Genomic DNA, 18911 nt, shown 5'->3' with positions numbered 1-18911 from the left:
ATGGATACCGACCAACCCCGATATTTAACGCAAGGGGCTTTTATCGATAACATTTAACCTGAGGACAAAATAATGGGAAACATGACTATTTTTATGGGATTCCTGGCAATGATCAGCTCGCTGGGCCTGTTGGCAGCCTATATGAGCACCAAATGGGATGATTGATGAACGCTAAAGATCCGCCTAGATGCATCCTCCCCGTAGCCGCTATTTATTATGGGGAGGATTTAGTGGCGCGCTGAACGCGCGGCCTGATACGGGAGTTGATAATAATGACGATTCTTATTCTGGGATTGCTCTACGCCATTTTAATGATCTCGGTGGGCGTTAATGAGATTTATTTTTATTCCACCGGAAAATCCAATTTTCTTACTAGCCTCATGCTGACATTCTCTGGCAGTATGCTGCTGATCGCCTTTGTCTGGCAATTATCCGCTAAAGTAAAAAAATAAATCACCGTTCGAATGTGAGCAGCATCATGCAAAATGAAAAACAGGCCGTGGCCAGAAACTCGATGATTGCCAGCGGGTTGCTGGCTACGGGCAAGTTCGTCGCCGGCATTTTTACCGGCAGTATTGGCCTGATATCCGAAGGGATCCACTCTTTTACCGATTTTATCGCCACCAGCATCACCTGGCTGGCGGTGCGCATCAGCGATAAACCCGCCGATGACGATCACCACTTCGGCCACGGCAAGGTGGAAAACCTGGCGGCGCTGTTCGAGGTGCTGCTGTTGTTGGGCGCCGCCGGCTGGATTGTCTATGAGGCCGGCAGCAGCCTGCTCGGGCAACCGCATGAGATCGTCGCGGCGCCGGTGGTGATTGCGGTGCTGTTGATTTCCATCTGCGTCGATTTCTTCCGCGTGCGGGCGCTCAACCGCGTCGCCAAAGCGACCGACAGCGCGGCGCTGGAAGCGGATGCGTTGCATTTCTTCTCCGATATGCTTTCGTCCGGCGTGGTGCTGCTGGGTATGGTGTTTGTGCTGCTGGGCTTTGGCCGCGCGGACGCCATTGCCGCGCTGATCGTCGCCGGCTTTATCTTCGTCGCCGCGATCAAACTGGGTAAACGCTCCTTCGACTCGCTGATGGATGCCGCGCCCGCCGGGGCTACCGAGGCGACCCGCGCCACGCTGGCGCGTTTTCCGGCGGTGCTGGCCTGCGACAGCGTGCGCATTCGCAACGCCGGCGCGGTGCTGTTCGTCGAAATCACGGTGGCGGTGTGCCGCACCTTGCCCCTGGAACGCATCGACGCGCTGAAGCGAGAGATCGTCGAGCAACTGCGGGAGCTGTACGCCAGGGCGGAATTCACCGTCATCGCGGTGCCGCAGACCCGCAGCGATGAAGACATGGCGACGCGCATTCGGGCGATCGCCGCCAACCACGGCGCGCAGGTGCAGAATGTGACCTTGCAGCAGCTGCCGACGCGCATGGCGATCGGCATGGATTTGGCGGTGCCGGCCAACGCCAGCGTGGCGCAGGCGCATGACATCGCCACGGAGATAGAAGGGATCTTGCGCCAGGCGATCGGTGAAGACACCGAGATAGAGACGCACCTGGAACCGCAGACGCCGCATTGGCTGACCAGCGAGGATGTCGATGCGCCGGAGCTGGCCGATATTCGTCGCATCCTGCAGTCGGCGCTGGAGCAGGGGGAGAGCGTGCAAGACGTACACAACGTCCGCGCGCGCAAGAGCGACGGCGGCATCATCGTCAACTTCCACTGCCGGGTGTCGCCGGCGGTCACCATCGCCGCCGCGCACGATGCGGTCGATCGGGTCGAGCGCCGGCTGCGCGCGCTTTATCCGGCCATCACGCGCGCGATAGGGCACGTCGAGCCGATCAAGCCCGGCATTTGAATCAGCTCGGCCAACTGTGGATAGAGCGCCGCGTTGGCCAGCAGCAGCGGGTTGCCGCATCGCAGCCCGTCGTTGTGCATAAAGTCATTCGCCACGCCGCCGGCTTCGCGCGTCAGCACCCACCCGGGCAGGCTGTCCCAGGCATTCATGTGCGGTTCGTAATAGCCCAGCAGCCGACCGGCGGCCACCTGGGCGGTCATCAACGCGCCGGAGCCGCTGCGCACAAACATCCCTCCCGCCTGCAGCAGGCGACAGAGAAAGCCGCTGAATTCCGTAGCCGAAGCGCGCGGGGAAATCCCGACGCCCATCACGCCATCCGCGACGCTGCGCCCGGCATGCACGCCGATCGGTTCCCCGTTGAGGAAGGCGCCACCGCCGCGGCAGGCGCGGAACATCTCGCGGTGATTGGGATCGTAGATCACGCCGATCGTCGGCTCGCCGTCGATCACCACGCCTATCGCGATACACCAGGTATGCAATCCGTTCAGGAAGCAGGCGGTGCCGTCAATCGGATCGACGACCCAAACGCAGGCGGCGTTTTCGCCGGTGCTGCCGCTTTCCTCGCCGAGAAACCCATCCTGGGGGAAGCGGCGGCTGATCATGCGGCGGATCAGTGCCTCGACGCGGCGATCGGCCTCGCTGACCACGTCCTGCAGCCCCTGTTTGAAGTCGACCGCCAGGCTTTGCCGCCGTTGATAAAAGCTGAAGGCGAGATCGGCGGCGGCGCGGGCGATCTCACGCGCAAAGCGGTAGCGCGCCTCGATGTCCCGTGGGGAAAGTGAAGTCATGGCAGGCTCGATAGCAAAGAACGAATCGGTTTACCCTGCCATAAAAGGATGAAGGTAATGTGTCGCTCAGCGCGGCGGGGATGAAAAACGCAGCTGTATCACGGCATCGGGGGCCGAAAGCGGTTCGGTCGTGGCCCCGGCCGGTATTACCGCGCGCCAAAATGCCAGCCCGCGCGGATTATCCGGGCTGACCGACAGCGACCAACTGCCGGGGTGCTGCGCGAACAAGGCGTGGGCGGCCCGTTGCCCCAGCCCGGTGCGCCGCCACTCGGGCTTGATGTAGAATTCCGCCATTTCGACGGTGGCGCTGTTCAGGCGCCGGACCAACGCGAAACCGGCCGTTTGCCGATCGCTCAAAATCAAATAGGGGTAGCGGCCGACCTCGCGCCAGTAGAGCGCCAGATAAGGGTAATCGCCATCGGCGCCCAGCTCGCGAAGGCAATCGGACAGCATGACCGCCAGCAGCGGCCGCTGCGCGTGCGTAGCCTGCTCAAGGGAAAATGCCATGTCGCACTCCGTCAAAAAACAGGCCGCCGGATGGCGGCCTGTGGGGTTAGCCCAGATTCAACCGGGCGGTGATGTCGGCAATCTCGCGGCGCCAACGCGCCTGAAGCGCCGGTTTCTGGTGCTTCGGCTTGCGCGCCAGGTCGTCCTCCAGTTTGCTTTCGAGGGCAAACAGGGCGGTCAACAGCGCTTCTTCGCTTTCCGGTCGCTCATGTGGCGTCGGGGCGTTTGCGTTGGCCTTGCCCGTCGCCGGCAACGTCGGCGCTTCACCCGCCAGGCGCTGATACACTGGCGCCAGATCGTGCCACTCCTCCAGTTTTTGCTGGTCGATCAGCCAAAAGCGGTTGCAGCTCTGTTCGATCAGCATCCGGTCGTGGGTGACCAACATGACGGCGCCGGCGAACTGGCGCAGCGTTTCCGCCAGCTCTTCTTTGCCCGCCATGTCCAGGTGGTTGGTGGGCTCGTCCAGCAGCAGCAGCGAATGGTTGGCCAGCGTAAGGCCGACGAACAGCAACCGTGAACGCTCGCCGCCGCTCAGCGAACGGATCTGCTGATGGTGGCGCAGGTAAGGGAAACCGGCGCCGATCAGCGCCATTTTCCGCTGTTCCTCGGTCAGCGGCGCAAACTGCGCCAGCGCTTCGCTCAACGTGTCCTCATCGTGCAGCTGTTGCAGGCTCTGATCGTAATAGCCGATGCGCACGCGCGGATGGAAGATCGCCGGGCGTTCCGAGGGAAGCTGATACGCCTGCCACAGCAAGCGCAGCAGCGACGATTTGCCACAGCCGTTGCGCCCGACGATGGCGATGCGATCGCCGCTTTTGACGCGCAGATGTTCCAGGCTGAACAGCACCGGCGCATCCGGCGCCGGGCGCACGGCCCATTGCGGCAGCGCCAGCAGGCGATCGGCGTCCAGCGCCTCTCCCTGCAGCCGCAGCCGCCACGGGCTGCCGGCGGTCAGGGTGGTCTGTTCGTCTTTCAACCGATCGACGCGCTTTTCCATTTGCTTGGCTTTGCGCGCCAGATCTTCGTTGTCGTAGACCTTGCCCCAGGTTGCCAGGCGTTTGGCGCTTTTTTCCACCCGATCGATCTCTTTTTGCTCGGCCTGGCGACGGTGCTCGTCCGCAGCGTCCTGTTCCGCCAGTGCGGCGCGCGCAGCGGAACAGGGCAAACGGAAGAACTGCAGCGTTTTGTCGCGCAGGATCCAGGTGCAGTTGGTCACCTGATCGAGCAGATAGCGATCGTGCGACACCAGCACGAAGCTGCCGCTCCAGCTGCGCAAGAACTGCTCCAGCCACAGCAGCGTGGGTAGATCCAGGTGGTTGCTGGGCTCGTCGAGCAGCAGCAGATCGGGCTGACGGATCAGCGCGCGCGCCAGCAGCAGGCGGGTGTGCTGGCCGCCGCTGAGGGTGCCGGCGGTCAACGTCCAGCTCACTGGTTCAAATCCCAGTTCGGCAAGCAGCGCTTCACAGCGCCAGCGTTCGCTGAGGTGTTGGCCCGCGGGCAACTGCGCCAGTACCGCATCCAGCAGGGTGCTGGCGTGCAGCTCAGGCGGCAGGTGTTGTTCGATGCGCGCCATCAGGCATTGGTGTGACAATGTCACCGTTCCGCTGTGGATGGGCAGGGCGCCGCTGAGCAATTGCAGCAGGGTGCTTTTGCCACAGCCGTTGTCGCCGATTAAACCGATGCGATCGCCTTTTTTCAGGCTGAAGGAAATCTCGCTCAGCAGGGTGCCGAACGCGTTGTCGTAACCGACAGATTGTGCAGACAGTAGTGTGCTCATTGCTTACTCAAGAGTTACAGGCATGACAATGCCTATCGTCAAACATCGCTGACGACAACCCGGTAAGCCGGAGGGAAGATCCTGGATTTTAGTAAGCTTCGCTCAAGCTGGGTTATCGCAGCACGATACCGGTAATGCTTGAGCGACGACGATTACCAAAGAAGTGTGAGTGAAAAAACAATTCACACGTCAGCATAGTCAGTCTCCTTTTATTGGTTGCAGGTTAATCGGTGGCAGGAGTATAGAGCGCTTTGCGCCGCGCCGCCAGTGTAAAAGCGCCTGAATAATCAGCAAGCTAAGTACGACGGGGGCGCGTGGCACACAATGGGAATAATTACTGTATTTCGGCCGACATTAAGCAGCTATTATAATTAGCGTTTATGGTTAAGCGACGGTTCATCCGCCGCCTGTTCGTCTGTCTATCAGATAATGATGCTGAGCACTGAATTTATGTTAAAGCCTCGCCCGTTCCTGCTGTTGTTGTTATTGCTGTTGGGTTTGCAATTGACGCCGCTCGCCGCCGTCGCCGCCACCCAGGATGATCCCGCTGCCGAAAGCGCGCCCGATCCCGCCACGCAGCTGAAAGCCGCGCAAAAGCAGTTGGACAGCATGAAGCAGCTGGTTTCCAAAGCGACCACCGATACCCAGCTCAGCAAATTGCGGCTGGCGACCGACGATCTGGTCGCCGGCATGGAAAAGCTCGCCACCGATCTGCAGCCCGAGCAGGACAAACTGAAAGCGCAGCTGGACGTCCTGGGGCCGGCCCCGGCGGCCGGCGCGCTGCCGGAAACCCCGGCGGTAGCCCAGCAGCGCAACGCGCTGAACAACAGCAAGAAACAGCTGGACGATGCGGTAAAACGCGCGCAGGCCATCAAGACCAGCGCTTTCGATCTGGGGCAACAGATCGGCGATCTGCGCCGGGTGGCGTTTAAAACCCAGTTGGCGCTGAATACCGGCAGCATTTTGGGCATCAAATTCTGGGCGCCGGTGCTGCAGCCGTCCGAGAATGACGTGCAGCGGTTGGATCAGTTCAACGCCGAGATGAAAGCGGCCTGGGATGCCAGTTGGCAGGAGGAGTGGCGTTACGGCACGCTGGCGCTGTTGGCGCTGGCGGTGATTGTCTGGTCCTGGGGGCGCTATTTCTCCGAGCGTTTCCTCGCCTGGGTCAGCATCCGTTTCCTGCCGGACGGTCGTCTGCGCCGCAGCTTTATGGCGCTCGTCACCGTGGTGGTGACGGTGATCACCACCTCTATTGCGCTGAACCTGCTGTATTACGTCTTTGTTCGCGTGCAGCCGCTGCCGGTGATGCTGGAAGACTTCGCCGAAGGCTTCAACCGTCTGGGGATTTTCTGCGCGCTGATCGCCGGGCTGGGGCGTGCGGCGCTGTCGCTGAATCGCCCGTCGTGGCGTTTGGCTTCGCTGGACAATGAGGTGGCCGCCGGGCTGCGTTACTTCTCGCCGCTGCTGGCCGGCCTGGCGATGGCGTTCGGCACCGTGGAGCTGATCAACAACGTCGTCAGCGCCTCATTGGCCACCACCATCTTCGGCAACGGCCTGGTGGCGGGGCTGATCGGCATGGTGTTGCTGGCGGCGCCGCTGCGCGGCCAGCGCATTCGTCGCCGGCTGGAACAGCAGGGCGCGCACCTGGAAAAACGCACGCTGGTCGGCGGGCTGGTGCACATCGTCACCCTGGTCTGTTCGGTGGTGATCCTGCTTTCTCTGCTCATCGGCTATATCGCTTTCGCCCGCTTCCTGACCTACCAGCTGATCTGGGTGGTGCTGGTGCTGATGGCGTTCTATTTTATGGTGCTGTTCGCCACCGATTTGTGCGCCGCGCTGTTTTCGCCGCAGACCGTCAGTGGCAAGATGCTGAAGAAAACGCTCAGCTTCAAGGATCGCCATCTGGAGCAGATGGCGATCATCACCACCGCGCTGGCCAAATGTTCGCTGCTGCTGTTGATGATCGTCGCGTTGTTCAACGGCTCATTCGGCAGCACCACGCCGGGCTCGCTGATGGAGAAAATCGTCTCCATCCTGACCGGTGAAGGGCTGCAGCGTTTCAACATCGTGCCAGGTAACCTGCTCAACGCCGTGATCTGCCTGGCGATCGGCATCTATATTTTGCGCGCGGTGCGGCGCTGGCTGGGTTCTGAACTGCTGCCGAAAACCATCTCGGACGTCGGCATCCGCGCCTCGCTGGTGACGCTGTTCAGCAATATCGGCTATGTGCTGGTGATTCTGATCACCCTGGCGGCGCTGGGCATCCAGTGGAGCAACCTGGCGTGGATCGTCAGCGCCCTGTCGGTCGGTATCGGTTTCGGTTTGCAGGAGATCGTGAAGAACTTTATTTCCGGCCTGATCCTGCTGACCGAACGCCCGGTGAAGGTAGGGGATATGATCGGCATCGGCGGCGTGGAAGGCGACGTGCGGCGCATCAACGTGCGCGCCACCGAAATCCAGCTCAGCGACCGTTCCACCATGATCGTACCGAACTCGCAGCTGATCTCGCAGAACGTGCGCAACGCCACCATGGGCAACGCGCAAGGGGTAGTGACCATCGCGCTGACGTTCCCGACCTCTATCGATCCGGAGCAGGTGCGCAATATCTTGCTCAGCGCCTATAACGACTACGAAACCATTCTGGAAACGCCGGCGCCTTACGTGCGCTTTAGCCAGCTGGGGCCGGACGGCATTATCCTGAGCGTGACCGGCTACGTGCCGAGCCCGCGCATGGTCGGCGCCACCAAGAGCGAACTGCTGTTCAATATCCTCAAGCTGCTGCGCGCGCAGGAAGTGAGCCTGTCCAGCCCGCAGGAAGTGGTGTTTATGAAACAGCAGGCGACGCGATATCAGGCCAACGAAGAGGAACACTCCTCCTAGTCCTTCCTAAGGCGGCGGGCCATTAAGCGAAGGCCCGCCGAACGCGGCTAGTACATCGACGGCTCCACCGATTGCGAGCAGTCGCTGTTGGCGCTGGATTTGGTGCAGGTATAAGGCTCATTCGGCGATGCCGACGGCGCATTCGACGGGCCGCCGCCACCGCCGATACACCCGCTCAGCATCAGCATCAAAAATACGAGAAGTAGTTTCTTCATCTCACCGTCCTCCATAGCAATTCCTTCTTTAAGTATATGTCGGGAAAGCGAACGGCACCGCTCGCCGGTGCTATCTATACTCCTTTGATACCGTTTCGCCGCACCGCGCCGGCGAACGAGGGGGGAAAGATGCAAACCGACGACGATTTGACCCACTTTGCTGCGCAGGGCGCGCCGCCGTTGCCGCCCGCTTCCTGGCAAGGATTTGTCGAACATGACGGCGCGCGCATCGGGTATGCCGCCTATGGCGCGGCTCCTACGGTGATCCTGCTGCACGGCGGCCTGGGCCACAGCGGCAACTGGGGGCATCAGCTGCCGACGCTGCTGGCCGCAGGGTATAGCGTGCTGGTCATCGACAGCCGCGGGCACGGGCGCAGCACGCGCGACGCCCGGCCTTACCGTTACGATCGCATGGCCGATGATCTGTTGGCGGTGATGGACGCGTTGCGGATCCCGCACGCCGCGCTGGCGGGCTGGAGCGACGGTGCCTGTGTCGCGCTTATCGTCGCCCATCGGGCGCCGCAGCGGGTGGACGGCGTCTTTTTCTTCGGCTGCAATATGGATCCCAGCGGCGTTAAACCGCCGGCCGCCAACCCGATCGTCGAGCGCTGCTTCGCGCGCCACGTGCAGGACTATGCCGCCTTGTCGCCGACGCCGGAGGAATTCGATGAATTCGTCGCTGCCGTGAGCCTGATGATGAGCAGCCAGCCAAACTACACCGCGCAGGCATTGGGGACCATACGCGTGCCGGTGACGGTCGTTCACAGCGAACACGATGAGTTTATCCGCGCCGAGCATGCTGCCTACCTGAGCGACAGCATCCCCGGCGCCCGTCTGGTGACGCTGCCGGGCGTCAGCCACTTCGCGCCGCTGCAGCGGCCGGCGGTGTTCAACCGCGCGCTGCTGGATTTTCTCGCCGATGTGATGCCGCCGCCTGCGCGTTGACGTGCGCTGTTCTATGCTGGAGGCGGGGCATTTTGACACCATCGAGAGGACATCATGAGCGAAAGCATCGTGGTCAGGCCGCTGGAAGCGCGGGATTACGCCGTCTGGCTGGCGCTGTGGCGAGGGTATAACGCATTTTACGGCCGTGAGGGAGCAACGGCGCTGCCGGACGAGGTGACGCAGACCACCTGGCGGCGTTTTTTCGACGCCTACGAACCGATGTTTGCGCTGGTCGCGGAGCATCAGGGTCAGGTGGTCGGGTTGACGCACTATCTCCTGCACCGCAGTACCACCCAACTGCAGCCTAACTGTTATCTGCAGGATCTGTTCACTGCGGAGACGGTGCGCGGCAAAGGCGTAGCACGGGCGCTGATCGCGGCGGTCTACGAGCGTGCGCAGCAGCTGGGGTTGCCGCGCGTTTATTGGAATACCCACGAAACCAACCAGACCGCCATGCGGCTGTACGACAAGGTGGCGGAGCGCCCAGGTTTTGTGATGTACCGCAAGGCGCTTTGACGTGGGGTGAAAAAATCTCCGCTCATTGCCCAATCTTATTTTATTTTTTATGAAAAAGGCGGCGATTTTTGCCGGTAACAGGCCGGCTGGGGCGCGGAATGCTCAGAGTGGCGCGGCCGCTTCAGCAGTTTCTGCGCCAGACGAGCAAATGCTGTCAATACATTGATACACAAATATATTTTCCCTTAATGAATAAACAGGTGCTCGGGCCGTCAAAACTGGCAATAATAGGCGGGTCGGCCGCTTATCTTCTCCTCATCGTCGACGGTTGTGACACGAACAAATTGTCACCTTACGCAGCAGAAGCCTCTGGATCCAAGATGCAAACCACCTCGTTGTCCGATACCCGGAAAATCTGGCCCGCACTCACCGTCTTTTTATTGGTGTTCGCAGTTTGCCTGTTGGGCATCGTCAGCCGTCCCGTCGGATTTTTGGCGGTATTCTGGCCGGTCAACGCCGTATTGCTGGCGGTTCTGGTACGCCGTCCGCAGTGGGCCACGCGCGCCGGCTGGGGCATGGCGGTGCTGGGGTATCTGGCGGCGGATCTGTTGACCGGCAGTTCGCTGCAAAAAGCGTTGCTGCTGAACGCCGCCAATCTGACCGGCGTGGTGGTGGGGCATCTGCTGTTCATGCGGCTGTCGCCATCGGCGCGCACGCTGCAGCGTGGCGCCTCCAGCATGTACCTGTTCGGTATCTGCCTGGCTGCCGCCGCCGCGACCGGCGTGGTGGGCGCGGCGGCCTCGCAGTGGCTGTTCGGCAGGCCCTATTTGACCTCGCTGGCGCTGTGGTTCTCGTCCGAATTTACCAACTACGTCACGCTGATGCCGTTCATTCTGGCGTTTCCCGCCGATTGGCGGCATCGCCTGCGCGCGACCTGCGCCATGCTGATGCAGCGCAGCCAATGGCCGCATGCGGGGGGGAAACTGGCGGTGTTGGCGCTGCTGGCGCTGGCGGCGGTCTGCAGCGTGCTGATCGGCGGCCCCGGCGCAGTGATCTTTCCAATGCCGGTGCTGTTGTGGCTGGCGATGTCCTTTTCGCTGTTCAGCACCATGATCGCGGTGCTGGTTTATGTGCTGTGGTGCCATCTGGCGATCGATTTCGGGTTGCTTAGCACGACGCTCGACATGAAGGTGCTGCAGAACACGGTATCGATGCGCCTGGGCATCGCGCTGCTGGCGCTGGGGCCGATCGCCGTCGCCAGCATGAACTATGCGCGCAATGCGCTGCTGCGCACGCTGGAGCACGTGGCGAATCACGATGCGCTGACCCACGTGCTGACGCGCAATGCGTTTATGCAGCGCGGCGAGCGGGTGATTGATCAAAAGGGTGAGCTGGTGTGCGTCATGATGCTCGATATCGACTATTTCAAATCGATTAATGACCGTTTCGGCCACGACGGTGGCGATCAGGCGCTGATGGCCTTTACCCGCGCCATCGCCGCCGATCTGAGCGTCGATGACCTGTTCGGCCGCATGGGTGGGGAAGAGTTTGCCATCGTCTCGACGCTCGGCCAGCCGCAACAGGGGTTGCTGCTGGCTGAACGGCTGCGGCAACGCATTGAGACGGAATCGATCACCATGCCGGCCGGCCATCCGCTGCAGATCACCGTCAGCATCGGCATGGTGACCTGTCTGGGCGGTTCCGGCCACAGCCTGACCGACCTGCTCAAACTGGCGGATCTGGCGGTATACAAAGCGAAAAACGCCGGCCGTAACCGGGTTGCCACGCCGGAATCTTACCTGCCGAACGATCCTGACCGCTGAACTTCCGATCCGGGCCGCGCGCCTGCCGTCTAAACTGGTAGGGGAGCGCGGGCAACGTTGCCCGCGCTGAACCGACTGTCCTTAATCAGACAAGAGGATACCAGAATGAAATACGTAGACGGGTTTGTGGTGGCGGTGCCGGCCGCCAACAAGGAGGCTTATCACCGGCTGGCGGCTGCAGCGGCGCCGCTGTTCAAAGAGTTTGGCGCCACGCGCATCGTAGAGTGTTGGGGCGATGACGTGCCCGACGGCAAACTTACCGACTTTCGCGGCGCGGTGAAGGCGCAGGAGGGCGAAGTGGTGGTGTTCAGCTGGATAGAGTATCCCTCCAAGGCGGTGCGCGACGCCGCCAACGAGAAAATGATGAACGATCCGCGCATGAAGGCGCTGGGCGAGATGCCGTTTGACGGCAAACGCATGATCTTCGGCGGGTTCGCGCCGATCCTCGATGCGTAAAGGAGGCGCAGATGGCCAGAATTACGCAACATCTGTGGTTCGAAAAAGACATGGAAGCGGCGCTGAATTGCTATGTCGCGCTGATCCCCGGTTCGTCTGTGAACTGGTTTTCCGATCTGCCGGCGGATACGCCGAGCGGCCCGGCCGGCAGCGTGAAGCTGGCTTCCTTCACCCTGGGCGACCAGCGCTATGCGGCGATCGAAGCCGGACCGTTGGATCCGTTCAATCACAGCTTCTCCGTGATGGTGGAATGCGACGATCAGGCGGAGGTCGACCGGCTGTGGGACGCGTTGAGCGAGGGCGGTGAGGCGGAGCAGTGCGGCTGGCTGCGCGATCGTTGGGGGCTGTGCTGGCAGATCGTGCCGCGGCGCCTGACCGAGTTGATGAACGATCCCGACGCCGCCCGCGTGCGGCGGGTCACGGAAGCGATGCTGCTGATGGGCAAAATCGACATCGCCGGCCTGGAAGCGGCGGCGCGGGGCTAGCGGAAAGAGAACGAGGAAGAGAAAGGATGCATCGAGAGCGGCACAGTATTGAACGCATCGGCTGGCTGCGGGCGGCGGTGCTCGGCGCCAATGACGGCATCGTCTCAACGGTCAGCCTGCTGCTTGGCGTGGCGGCGGCCAGCGCCTCGCATTCCGCGCTGATGATCGCCGGCGTCGCCGGGTGGGTGGCGGGCGCGATGTCGATGGCCACCGGCGAGTACGTGTCGGTGTCGTCGCAGGCGGACACCGAAAAGGCCGCGCTGGCGGAGGAACAGGCGGAGCTGCTCGAAGACTATCCGGGGGAGTTCCGCGAACTGACGTCTATCTACGTGCATCGCGGGCTGGACCCGGTGCTGGCCCGGCAGGTGGCGGAAAAGCTGATGGCGCATGATGCGCTGGAGGCCCACGCGCGCGACGAACTGGGCATTTCCGCCGCCACGCGCGCCCGGCCGCTGCAAGCCGCGTTGGCATCGGCCCTCAGTTTCTCTCTCGGCGCGCTGTTGCCGCTGCTGGTGGCGCTGTGGGTGCCGGTTGCCTGGACACGGCCGGCGCTGGTGGCATCGGCGCTGATGTCCCTCGGCATTCTCGGCGGCATCGCCGCGAAAACCGGCGGTGCGCCGATCTTGCCGGGCGTGGCGCGTATCCTGATCTGGAGCGCCCTGGCGATGGCGGTCTCCTCCGGCGTCGGCATGCTGTTTGGCGTCGCGGCCGGGTAGCGCCGCGTTTGCATTAATCTGGTACACCTCAAGCTCAGTATTTATCATTTGTCAGCCGCCGGCGTTCACGGCATGGTGACGGCAACGCCAAATCAGTCAGGGACTCTTATGCAAAAATCACAGATTCAACCGTGGATTGCGCAGCATCCGCTGTTGCAACGAATGGTCGCCCTCGAGCCGATCACCTGGTTCAATCCGCGTGCGACAACGCTGGCCGCAGGCTTGCCCCATGTTGGCCTGACCGCCGCCGACGTCGCCGAAGCGGAGCAGCGCCTGGTGCGCTTCGCGCCTTATCTCGCCGCGGCCTTCCCCGAAACCCAGCCCACTGGGGGGATCATCGAATCGGAGCTGGTGGCGATCCCCGCCATGCAGCAGGCGTTGGATCGGCGCTATGGGCAGACGTTGGGCGGGCGCCTGCTATTGAAAAAGGACAGCCATCTGCCGATCTCCGGCTCAATCAAGGCGCGCGGCGGCATCTACGAGGTGCTGACGCACGCGGAGACGCTGGCGCTGGAGGCGGGGCTGCTGCAGACCGGCGACGACTACGCCCGGCTGTTTTCCGACGAGTTTCGTCAGTTCTTCCGCCAGTACCGCATCGCCGTCGGCTCGACCGGCAACCTGGGGCTCTCGATCGGCATCATCAGCGCGCGGTTGGGGTTTGACGTCAGCGTGCACATGTCGGCGGATGCGCGGGCGTGGAAAAAGCAAAAGCTGCGCGATAACGGCGTAACGGTGGTGGAGTACGCCGAAGATTACGGCGTGGCGGTCGAGCAGGGGCGCAAACAGGCGGCGAACGATCCGCGCTGTTTCTTTATCGACGATGAAAACTCGCAAACCCTGTTCCTCGGCTACGCGGTGGCCGGCGGCCGCCTGAAGCGGCAGTTCGCCGAACAGGGCATCGTGGTGGACGCGCAGCATCCGCTGTTCGTGTATCTGCCGTGCGGCGTTGGCGGCGGGCCGGGCGGCGTGGCGTTTGGCCTCAAGCTGGCGTTCGGCGATCACGTTCACTGCATTTTCGCCGAGCCGACCCATTCGCCCTGCATGCTGCTCGGGGTTTACAGCGGGCTGCATGACGGCATTGCGGTGCAGGATCTTGGCATCGACAACCGCACCGCGGCGGATGGGCTGGCGGTGGGGCGCGCCTCCGGCTTTGTCGGCCGGGCGATGGAGCGCCTGCTAAGCGCGTTCTATACCCTGAGCGACGAAGAAATGTTTGCGCTGCTCGGGTTGTTGGACAGGCACGAGCATCTCCAACTGGAGCCGTCCGCGCTGGCTGGTATGGCCGGGCCGTGGCGTGTTGCAGCCCATGCGAAGGCGCTCAGCGAGCAAGGCATCAGCGCCGAGAGTCTGGCGCAGGCGACGCATCTGGTGTGGGCGACCGGTGGCGGCATGGTGCCGCCGGCGGAAATGGCGAAGTATCTCGCCGCCGGGCAGACGGCGGAATAAGGCGCAGTAAAAAGGGGCGAAAATCGCCCCTGATTGCCTGTCGTGCGGTTACAGCTGTTCGCCGTTGCTGGCGATCACCCGGCGATACCAGTCGAAGCTCTTCTTGCGCGAACGCTCGAGCGTGCCGGTGCCGTCATCATGCTTGTCGACGTAGATGAAGCCGTAGCGTTTGCTGTACTCGCCGGTGGTGAATGACACGCAGTCGATGCAGCCCCACGGCGTATAGCCGATCAGGTCTACGCCGTCTTCAATCACCGCTTTTTTCATCTCTTCGATATGGGCGCGCAGATAGTCGATGCGGTAGTCATCGTTGATCCGGCCGTCCGCTTCCACCTTGTCGAAGGCGCCGAAGCCGTTCTCCACGATAAACAGCGGCTTCTGGTAGCGTTCATACAGCACGTTCAGCGAATAGCGCAGCCCGACCGGATCGATCTGCCAGCCCCAGTCGGAGGCCTTGACGTGCGGGTTCGGCACGTTGCCCGGGAAGCCGAACATGCCGTCGCTGCCGTCCACCGCGTTAGCCTGCAGGGCGTTGCTCATGTAATAGCTGAAGCCGATGTAGTCGGTGCAGCCTTCGCGCAGGATCTGCGCGTCCTGCGGCTGCATCTCGATTTTCAGCCCTTTGCGTTCCCAATCGCGCAGCAGGTAGCTTGGGTAGTAGCCGCGCATCTGCACGTCGGTGTAGAGATAGCGTTGGTGCATCGCCTCGACGGCGTACATCACGTCGTCCGGCTTGCAGGAATACGGGTAGAACGGCACGCAGGCCAGCATGCAGCCGATCTTGAATTCCGGATTGATCTGATGACCGAGTTTGACCACCTGCGCGCTGGCGACGAACTGGTGGTGCAACACCTGGTACAGCGCCTGTTCCGGGTTGTCTTCCTGGGTGTAATCCACGCCGGAACAGCAGTAGCCGAACAGTGGATAACGGTAGTTGCTCTGGTTGTTGATCTCGTTGAAGGTCATCCAGTACTTCACTTTTTCGCGGTAGCGGCGCATCACCACCTCGCTAAAGCGCACGAAGAACTCCACCACCCGGCGATTTTTCCAGCCGCCGTAGGCTTTCACCAAATGGTAAGGCATTTCGAAGTGGGACAGGGTGATCACCGGCTGGATGCCGTATTTCAGCAATTCGTCGAACAGATCGTCGTAAAACTGCAGGCCGGCCTCGTTCGGCGCCGCTTCGTCGCCGTTCGGGAAGATGCGCGTCCAGGCGATTGAGGTGCGGAAGCATTTGAAGCCCATCTCGGCGAACAGCGCCACGTCCTGCTTATAGCGGCCGTAGAAATCCACCGCTTCGTGGTTGGGGTAACGGTAGCCGTCGAGCACGCCGTCGGTCATCACGCGATCCACGCCGTGCGAGCCGCCGGACAGCACGTCGGCGATGCTGGGCCCTTTGCCGCCCCGATCCCAACCGCCTTCAACCTGGTGCGCGGCGACCGCGCCCCCCCACAGAAAATCCTTCGGCAACTGTTTCATCGTCAATGTCTCATCGGTTTATTTAATGAAGGGTAATAACGCTGCGTTGAGAATAGAGTAGCAAGACCGAAAGAAATGTCACGATATAACAAATCACCGTGAAAAGTGATTTGTCACAATAAAAAAACAGCCTGTTTTATTTTGCCGAATTAATATGCCCGAGCCGTTTACCGATGGTTTCAATAATGTAAAGTACGGGGATCTGCGTGGTGATATTGTGATGCCCGCCGATCAAATGCTGCGGAACGTGGTAGGAGAGGTTGAAGTCCGCCAGCCGCGCCAGCGAAGAGGTTTCGTTGTTGGTGATGCTGATGATCTTGCAGTGGTGCAGGCTGAACTGGCTGGCCAGCCGCAGGATCTCTTCGGTTTCGCCGGTGACCGACAGCATGATCGCCACCGCGTTTTTATACATGTCGCTGTTGACGGGATAATAAGGATCGTCGATGTGGGTGCTGAATTTCCCGACGTTGGAAAAGAAACGCGCGCCGTATTTCCCCAATGCGCCTGAGGTGCTGATACCGACGAAAATAATCCGCTCGGCGGCGGCGATATGGTGCACCGCCTGATCGATCAGCTGATTAAACTCTTCGTTGCTGACGCTTTTAAAAAAGCTGAGGATTTCGCCGATGCCGGAATCGACCGGCGGCGCGTCGGTTTGTTCCAGGTACAGCTTGAAACGGATGCGAAATTCCGAATAGCCGTCACAGCCCATTTTCTTGCAAAACCGCAGCACGGTGGTGGTGGACACGCCGGCGGCCTCGGCCAGTTCGCGGATGGTCATGTACATCACTTGATTCTTGTGTTTGCTGACGTAGGTATAAACCATCAGCTCCAGGGCGTTGAGCTCGGCGATTGCTTTATGGGTAAACATGAGTCGGTCCGGCGGCTGAAAACGGGAAGCTTATCTGCGGGTTAACATAGCAAAATTCACCGCCGCTGGCACTGCCAGGCAAAAAGAAAAGCCGCACCAGTCAGGCGCGGCCCAGGGTTCACGACGAACAAATAAAGCAAAACGTTCCGGAAGACATGCCATGAAAACGCGTTTCATCACACCGGGTTAGCATAGGTCAGCGGATCCCGGCGGCAAAATGCCGGTTTCTGCTTTCTAAAGTTAAAGAACGGCAAAGCTATGGCGCCGCATCCCTGGCGCGTGAGCGCGCCAGCAGCGGCGGCACCAGCAGATACAGGGCGGCGGCCAACGCCCACACCAGGCCGGGCCAGACATCGCGCGTGGCGGCATACAGCGCCGTCGCCACCAGCGGCCCCGCGACGCCGATCAGGCTGCCCATGCTGGCGAGCGTCCCTTGCAGCTCGCCCTGATGGTCGTCGTCCACCTTGTGCGCCATCAGCGCCTGCAGCGCGGGTAACGCCATGCCGCCCGCGGCGAAGAATGGCAGCAGGGCGAACGGCGCCCAGCCGCGCGTGGCGACAGACAACAGCGCCAGGCCCACGGCGTCGGCCGCCAGGCCGATCAGCAGCGCCTTGCGCTCGCCGAGCCGCGCGACCAGCGGGCCGATGGCGAAGGCCTGCGACAGCGCGTGACAGGCGCCGTAGCCGGCCAGCGACAGGCCCGCCACCATCATGCTCCAGCCGAAACGATCCTGGCCGTATAAAATCCACAGCGTGGCCGGCGCCTGTGAAACCAGCGCCATGATCAGGTAAATGCCGGCGAGCGGCAGCAGGCCAGGCTTGCCGTGTAGCCGGCGCAATGACGAGAAGGGATTAAGGCGAATTTTCTCGGCGGCGCGGGGGCGGGATTTACGCGATTCGGGCAGCAGGAAAAACGCCATCACCAGGTTGAGGGCGTTCATCACCGCCGCCGCCAGGAAGGGCGCATGCAGATGCCATTCGCCGAGCGAGCCGCCGAGCAGCGGGCCGACGATAAAGCCGATACCGAACACCGCGCCCACCAGGCCGAAACGCCGCGCGCGCTGGCCGGCAGGGGTAATATCGGTAACGTAAGCGGTGGCGACCGCCATGTTGGCGCCGGTAATGCCCGCCAGCAATCGCCCCAGATAGAGCCAGGCCAGCGTCGGCGCGAACGCCATCAGCAGGTAGTCGGCCGCCGCGCCGGCGAGCGAAATCAACAGCACCGGCCGCCGCCCGAAACGATCGCTCAGCGCGCCGAGGATCGGTGAAAACAGGAATTGCATCAAGGCGTAGGCCGCCAGCAGGGCGCCGTAATGCACGCTGCCGGCATCGAGACCACCCAGCGAGCGCAACAGAGCCGGCAGAATAGGCATGATCAGACCGATGCCCACCGCATCCAGCAACACCGTCAACAAAATAACCAGCATAGGTTTTTTCAAAATTGTGACTCTAACAGTGATAGAGTGTTGAGTATTCCATAGTTACCCTATCAGTGATAGAGAGATGAGCGAAAAAAATACTGCGGCGCGTTTAACGCGTGAAACCGTCCTGCGCGGGGCGCTGGCGTTACTGGATGACATCGGCATCGATGCCCTGAGCACCCGCCGCCTGGCGCAACACCTGGGCGTGCAATCCCCCACGCTCTATTGGCACTTCAAAAACAAGGCCGAGCTGCTGAAGGCGATGGCGGAAACCATCATGTTGGATCACCGCGAAGAGGTGCCCGCCGACATCCCCTGGCAGGCCTGGGTGACCGCCAATGCAGTCAACTTCCGCCGCGCGTTGCTGGCTTACCGCGACGGGGCGCGCCTGCACGCCGGCACCCGGCCGCAGGAACCGCAATTCGCCATTATCGAGGCCAAGGTGGCGCTGCTGTGCCGGGCGGGCTTTACGCCGGAACACGCCGTTAATCTGCTGTTCGCCGTCGGGCGTTTCGTGGTGGGTTGGGTGCTGGAAGAACAGCAAATGCAGCCCGATGATGCGCTGAACGAGGCCGATCGCCGGCGCTACCCGCTGCTGTGTGGAGGCTGGGCAAAGCTGCAGGAGAAGGGGGCAGACGCGCTGTTCGAAGCCGGTCTCCGGCTGTTGGTCGACGGTGCCGAGGCCGCGTTGACGAACGCCAATAATCACGGCGCGCAATCATAAAACCGGGCTTATCTATAGGAAATTTATAGAAAATACCCACTTTTCGTTAAAGCCATGGCGGCTACATT

Annotated in this window: 19 protein-coding genes; 12 read left to right on the top strand and 7 right to left on the bottom strand. The window is 61.7% G+C overall.

The features are described 5' to 3' along the window. The first annotated feature begins 72 nt into the window (after positions 1–72). From mgtS to QDT79_RS16590, 3 genes are all read left to right on the top strand, one after another. On the top strand, positions 73–165 hold the full coding sequence (mgtS, locus tag QDT79_RS16600) for a protein MgtS (protein ID WP_004938109.1): 93 nt from the start codon (positions 73–75) through the stop codon (positions 163–165). 107 nt (positions 166–272) lie between these two features. Continuing rightward, positions 273–452: a hypothetical protein gene (locus QDT79_RS16595; RefSeq protein ID WP_025302915.1), complete on the top strand. Its 180-nt coding sequence runs from the start codon at positions 273–275 to the stop codon at positions 450–452. 26 nt (positions 453–478) lie between these two features. Beyond that, a complete protein-coding gene (locus tag QDT79_RS16590) occupies positions 479–1855 on the top strand; it encodes a cation diffusion facilitator family transporter (RefSeq protein WP_308316783.1) in 1377 nt (458 codons plus the stop codon). On the opposite strand, the gene QDT79_RS16585 is transcribed toward QDT79_RS16590, so the two are convergent. From QDT79_RS16585 to QDT79_RS16575, 3 genes are all read right to left on the bottom strand, one after another. Next, a complete protein-coding gene (locus QDT79_RS16585; protein WP_308316782.1) occupies positions 1798–2643 on the bottom strand; it encodes an inositol monophosphatase family protein in 846 nt (281 codons plus the stop codon). The two genes, QDT79_RS16590 and QDT79_RS16585, sit on opposite strands and share 58 nt — an antisense overlap. 66 nt (positions 2644–2709) lie before the next feature. Further along, positions 2710–3150: a GNAT family N-acetyltransferase gene (locus tag QDT79_RS16580; protein ID WP_308316781.1), complete on the bottom strand. Its 441-nt coding sequence runs from the start codon at positions 3148–3150 to the stop codon at positions 2710–2712. A 46-nt stretch (positions 3151–3196) separates the two neighbouring features. Beyond that, positions 3197–4927 carry an ABC-F family ATP-binding cassette domain-containing protein gene (locus QDT79_RS16575; RefSeq protein ID WP_308316780.1) on the bottom strand — a complete coding sequence of 577 codons (1731 nt, stop codon included), beginning with the start codon at positions 4925–4927 and terminating at the stop codon, positions 3197–3199. A 450-nt stretch (positions 4928–5377) separates the two neighbouring features. On the opposite strand from QDT79_RS16575, the gene QDT79_RS16570 reads away from it, so the two are divergent. Further along, the gene (locus QDT79_RS16570) at positions 5378–7807 is read left to right on the top strand and encodes a DUF3772 domain-containing protein (RefSeq protein WP_063990351.1); all 2430 of its coding nucleotides are present in this window, start codon (positions 5378–5380) and stop codon (positions 7805–7807) included. A 47-nt stretch (positions 7808–7854) separates the two neighbouring features. On the opposite strand, the gene QDT79_RS16565 is transcribed toward QDT79_RS16570, so the two are convergent. Next, entirely contained in the window at positions 7855–8022 is a 168-nt protein-coding gene (locus QDT79_RS16565; protein WP_233221854.1) for a hypothetical protein, read from the bottom strand. A 129-nt stretch (positions 8023–8151) separates the two neighbouring features. On the opposite strand from QDT79_RS16565, the gene QDT79_RS16560 reads away from it, so the two are divergent. From QDT79_RS16560 to dsdA, 7 genes are all read left to right on the top strand, one after another. Beyond that, positions 8152–8967, top strand: a complete 816-nt coding sequence (locus tag QDT79_RS16560) for an alpha/beta fold hydrolase (RefSeq protein ID WP_308316779.1) — start codon at positions 8152–8154, stop codon at positions 8965–8967. A gap of 54 nt (positions 8968–9021) precedes the next feature. Then, positions 9022–9483, top strand: coding sequence for a GNAT family N-acetyltransferase (locus tag QDT79_RS16555; protein ID WP_107226235.1), 462 nt, complete (start codon positions 9022–9024; stop codon positions 9481–9483). A gap of 320 nt (positions 9484–9803) precedes the next feature. Continuing rightward, a complete protein-coding gene (locus QDT79_RS16550) occupies positions 9804–11246 on the top strand; it encodes a GGDEF domain-containing protein (protein WP_063989927.1) in 1443 nt (480 codons plus the stop codon). Positions 11247–11351: 105 nt separating this feature from the next. Then, positions 11352–11702, top strand: coding sequence for a DUF1428 domain-containing protein (locus QDT79_RS16545; protein ID WP_004938082.1), 351 nt, complete (start codon positions 11352–11354; stop codon positions 11700–11702). Positions 11703–11713: 11 nt separating this feature from the next. Beyond that, on the top strand, positions 11714–12187 hold the full coding sequence (locus QDT79_RS16540; protein ID WP_015377932.1) for a VOC family protein: 474 nt from the start codon (positions 11714–11716) through the stop codon (positions 12185–12187). A gap of 26 nt (positions 12188–12213) precedes the next feature. Then, positions 12214–12903 carry a VIT1/CCC1 transporter family protein gene (locus tag QDT79_RS16535; RefSeq protein WP_107226234.1) on the top strand — a complete coding sequence of 230 codons (690 nt, stop codon included), beginning with the start codon at positions 12214–12216 and terminating at the stop codon, positions 12901–12903. A 108-nt stretch (positions 12904–13011) separates the two neighbouring features. After that, complete coding sequence (gene dsdA / locus QDT79_RS16530; RefSeq protein WP_107226233.1) at positions 13012–14349, top strand: D-serine ammonia-lyase; 1338 nt, start codon at positions 13012–13014, stop codon at positions 14347–14349. Positions 14350–14397: 48 nt separating this feature from the next. On the opposite strand, the gene QDT79_RS16525 is transcribed toward dsdA, so the two are convergent. From QDT79_RS16525 to tet(41), 3 genes are all read right to left on the bottom strand, one after another. Next, positions 14398–15834 carry a 6-phospho-beta-glucosidase gene (locus QDT79_RS16525; RefSeq protein WP_130017315.1) on the bottom strand — a complete coding sequence of 479 codons (1437 nt, stop codon included), beginning with the start codon at positions 15832–15834 and terminating at the stop codon, positions 14398–14400. Between the two features lie 130 nt (positions 15835–15964). Continuing rightward, entirely contained in the window at positions 15965–16699 is a 735-nt protein-coding gene (locus QDT79_RS16520; protein WP_063989923.1) for a MurR/RpiR family transcriptional regulator, read from the bottom strand. A gap of 256 nt (positions 16700–16955) precedes the next feature. Beyond that, entirely contained in the window at positions 16956–18137 is a 1182-nt protein-coding gene (tet(41), locus tag QDT79_RS16515) for a tetracycline efflux MFS transporter Tet(41) (protein WP_063989922.1), read from the bottom strand. A 64-nt stretch (positions 18138–18201) separates the two neighbouring features. On the opposite strand from tet(41), the gene tetR reads away from it, so the two are divergent. Next, positions 18202–18843, top strand: coding sequence for a tetracycline resistance transcriptional repressor TetR (tetR, locus tag QDT79_RS16510; RefSeq protein WP_149559286.1), 642 nt, complete (start codon positions 18202–18204; stop codon positions 18841–18843). Positions 18844–18911 lie beyond the last annotated feature (68 nt).

The sequence above is a fragment of the Serratia marcescens genome (assembly GCF_029846115.1).
Classification (GTDB): Bacteria; Pseudomonadota; Gammaproteobacteria; order Enterobacterales; family Enterobacteriaceae; genus Serratia; species Serratia marcescens_L.
The sequence above is the reverse complement of the archived record's forward strand: the minus strand, read 5'-3'. Positions and strand labels throughout refer to the sequence as shown.

What these genes read in the sequence shown, in the direction of transcription:
- mgtS (WP_004938109.1), top strand. Translation starts at nt 73, where the DNA reads ATGGGAAACATGACTATTTTTATGGGATTCCTGGCAATGATCAGCTCG.
- QDT79_RS16595 (WP_025302915.1), top strand. Translation starts at nt 273, where the DNA reads ATGACGATTCTTATTCTGGGATTGCTCTACGCCATTTTAATGATCTCG.
- QDT79_RS16590 (WP_308316783.1), top strand. Translation starts at nt 479, where the DNA reads ATGCAAAATGAAAAACAGGCCGTGGCCAGAAACTCGATGATTGCCAGC.
- QDT79_RS16585 (WP_308316782.1), bottom strand. Translation starts at nt 2,643, where the DNA reads ATGACTTCACTTTCCCCACGGGACATCGAGGCGCGCTACCGCTTTGCG.
- QDT79_RS16580 (WP_308316781.1), bottom strand. Translation starts at nt 3,150, where the DNA reads ATGGCATTTTCCCTTGAGCAGGCTACGCACGCGCAGCGGCCGCTGCTG.
- QDT79_RS16575 (WP_308316780.1), bottom strand. Translation starts at nt 4,927, where the DNA reads ATGAGCACACTACTGTCTGCACAATCTGTCGGTTACGACAACGCGTTC.
- QDT79_RS16570 (WP_063990351.1), top strand. Translation starts at nt 5,378, where the DNA reads ATGTTAAAGCCTCGCCCGTTCCTGCTGTTGTTGTTATTGCTGTTGGGT.
- QDT79_RS16565 (WP_233221854.1), bottom strand. Translation starts at nt 8,022, where the DNA reads ATGAAGAAACTACTTCTCGTATTTTTGATGCTGATGCTGAGCGGGTGT.
- QDT79_RS16560 (WP_308316779.1), top strand. Translation starts at nt 8,152, where the DNA reads ATGCAAACCGACGACGATTTGACCCACTTTGCTGCGCAGGGCGCGCCG.
- QDT79_RS16555 (WP_107226235.1), top strand. Translation starts at nt 9,022, where the DNA reads ATGAGCGAAAGCATCGTGGTCAGGCCGCTGGAAGCGCGGGATTACGCC.
- QDT79_RS16550 (WP_063989927.1), top strand. Translation starts at nt 9,804, where the DNA reads ATGCAAACCACCTCGTTGTCCGATACCCGGAAAATCTGGCCCGCACTC.
- QDT79_RS16545 (WP_004938082.1), top strand. Translation starts at nt 11,352, where the DNA reads ATGAAATACGTAGACGGGTTTGTGGTGGCGGTGCCGGCCGCCAACAAG.
- QDT79_RS16540 (WP_015377932.1), top strand. Translation starts at nt 11,714, where the DNA reads ATGGCCAGAATTACGCAACATCTGTGGTTCGAAAAAGACATGGAAGCG.
- QDT79_RS16535 (WP_107226234.1), top strand. Translation starts at nt 12,214, where the DNA reads ATGCATCGAGAGCGGCACAGTATTGAACGCATCGGCTGGCTGCGGGCG.
- dsdA (WP_107226233.1), top strand. Translation starts at nt 13,012, where the DNA reads ATGCAAAAATCACAGATTCAACCGTGGATTGCGCAGCATCCGCTGTTG.
- QDT79_RS16520 (WP_063989923.1), bottom strand. Translation starts at nt 16,699, where the DNA reads ATGTTTACCCATAAAGCAATCGCCGAGCTCAACGCCCTGGAGCTGATG.
- tetR (WP_149559286.1), top strand. Translation starts at nt 18,202, where the DNA reads ATGAGCGAAAAAAATACTGCGGCGCGTTTAACGCGTGAAACCGTCCTG.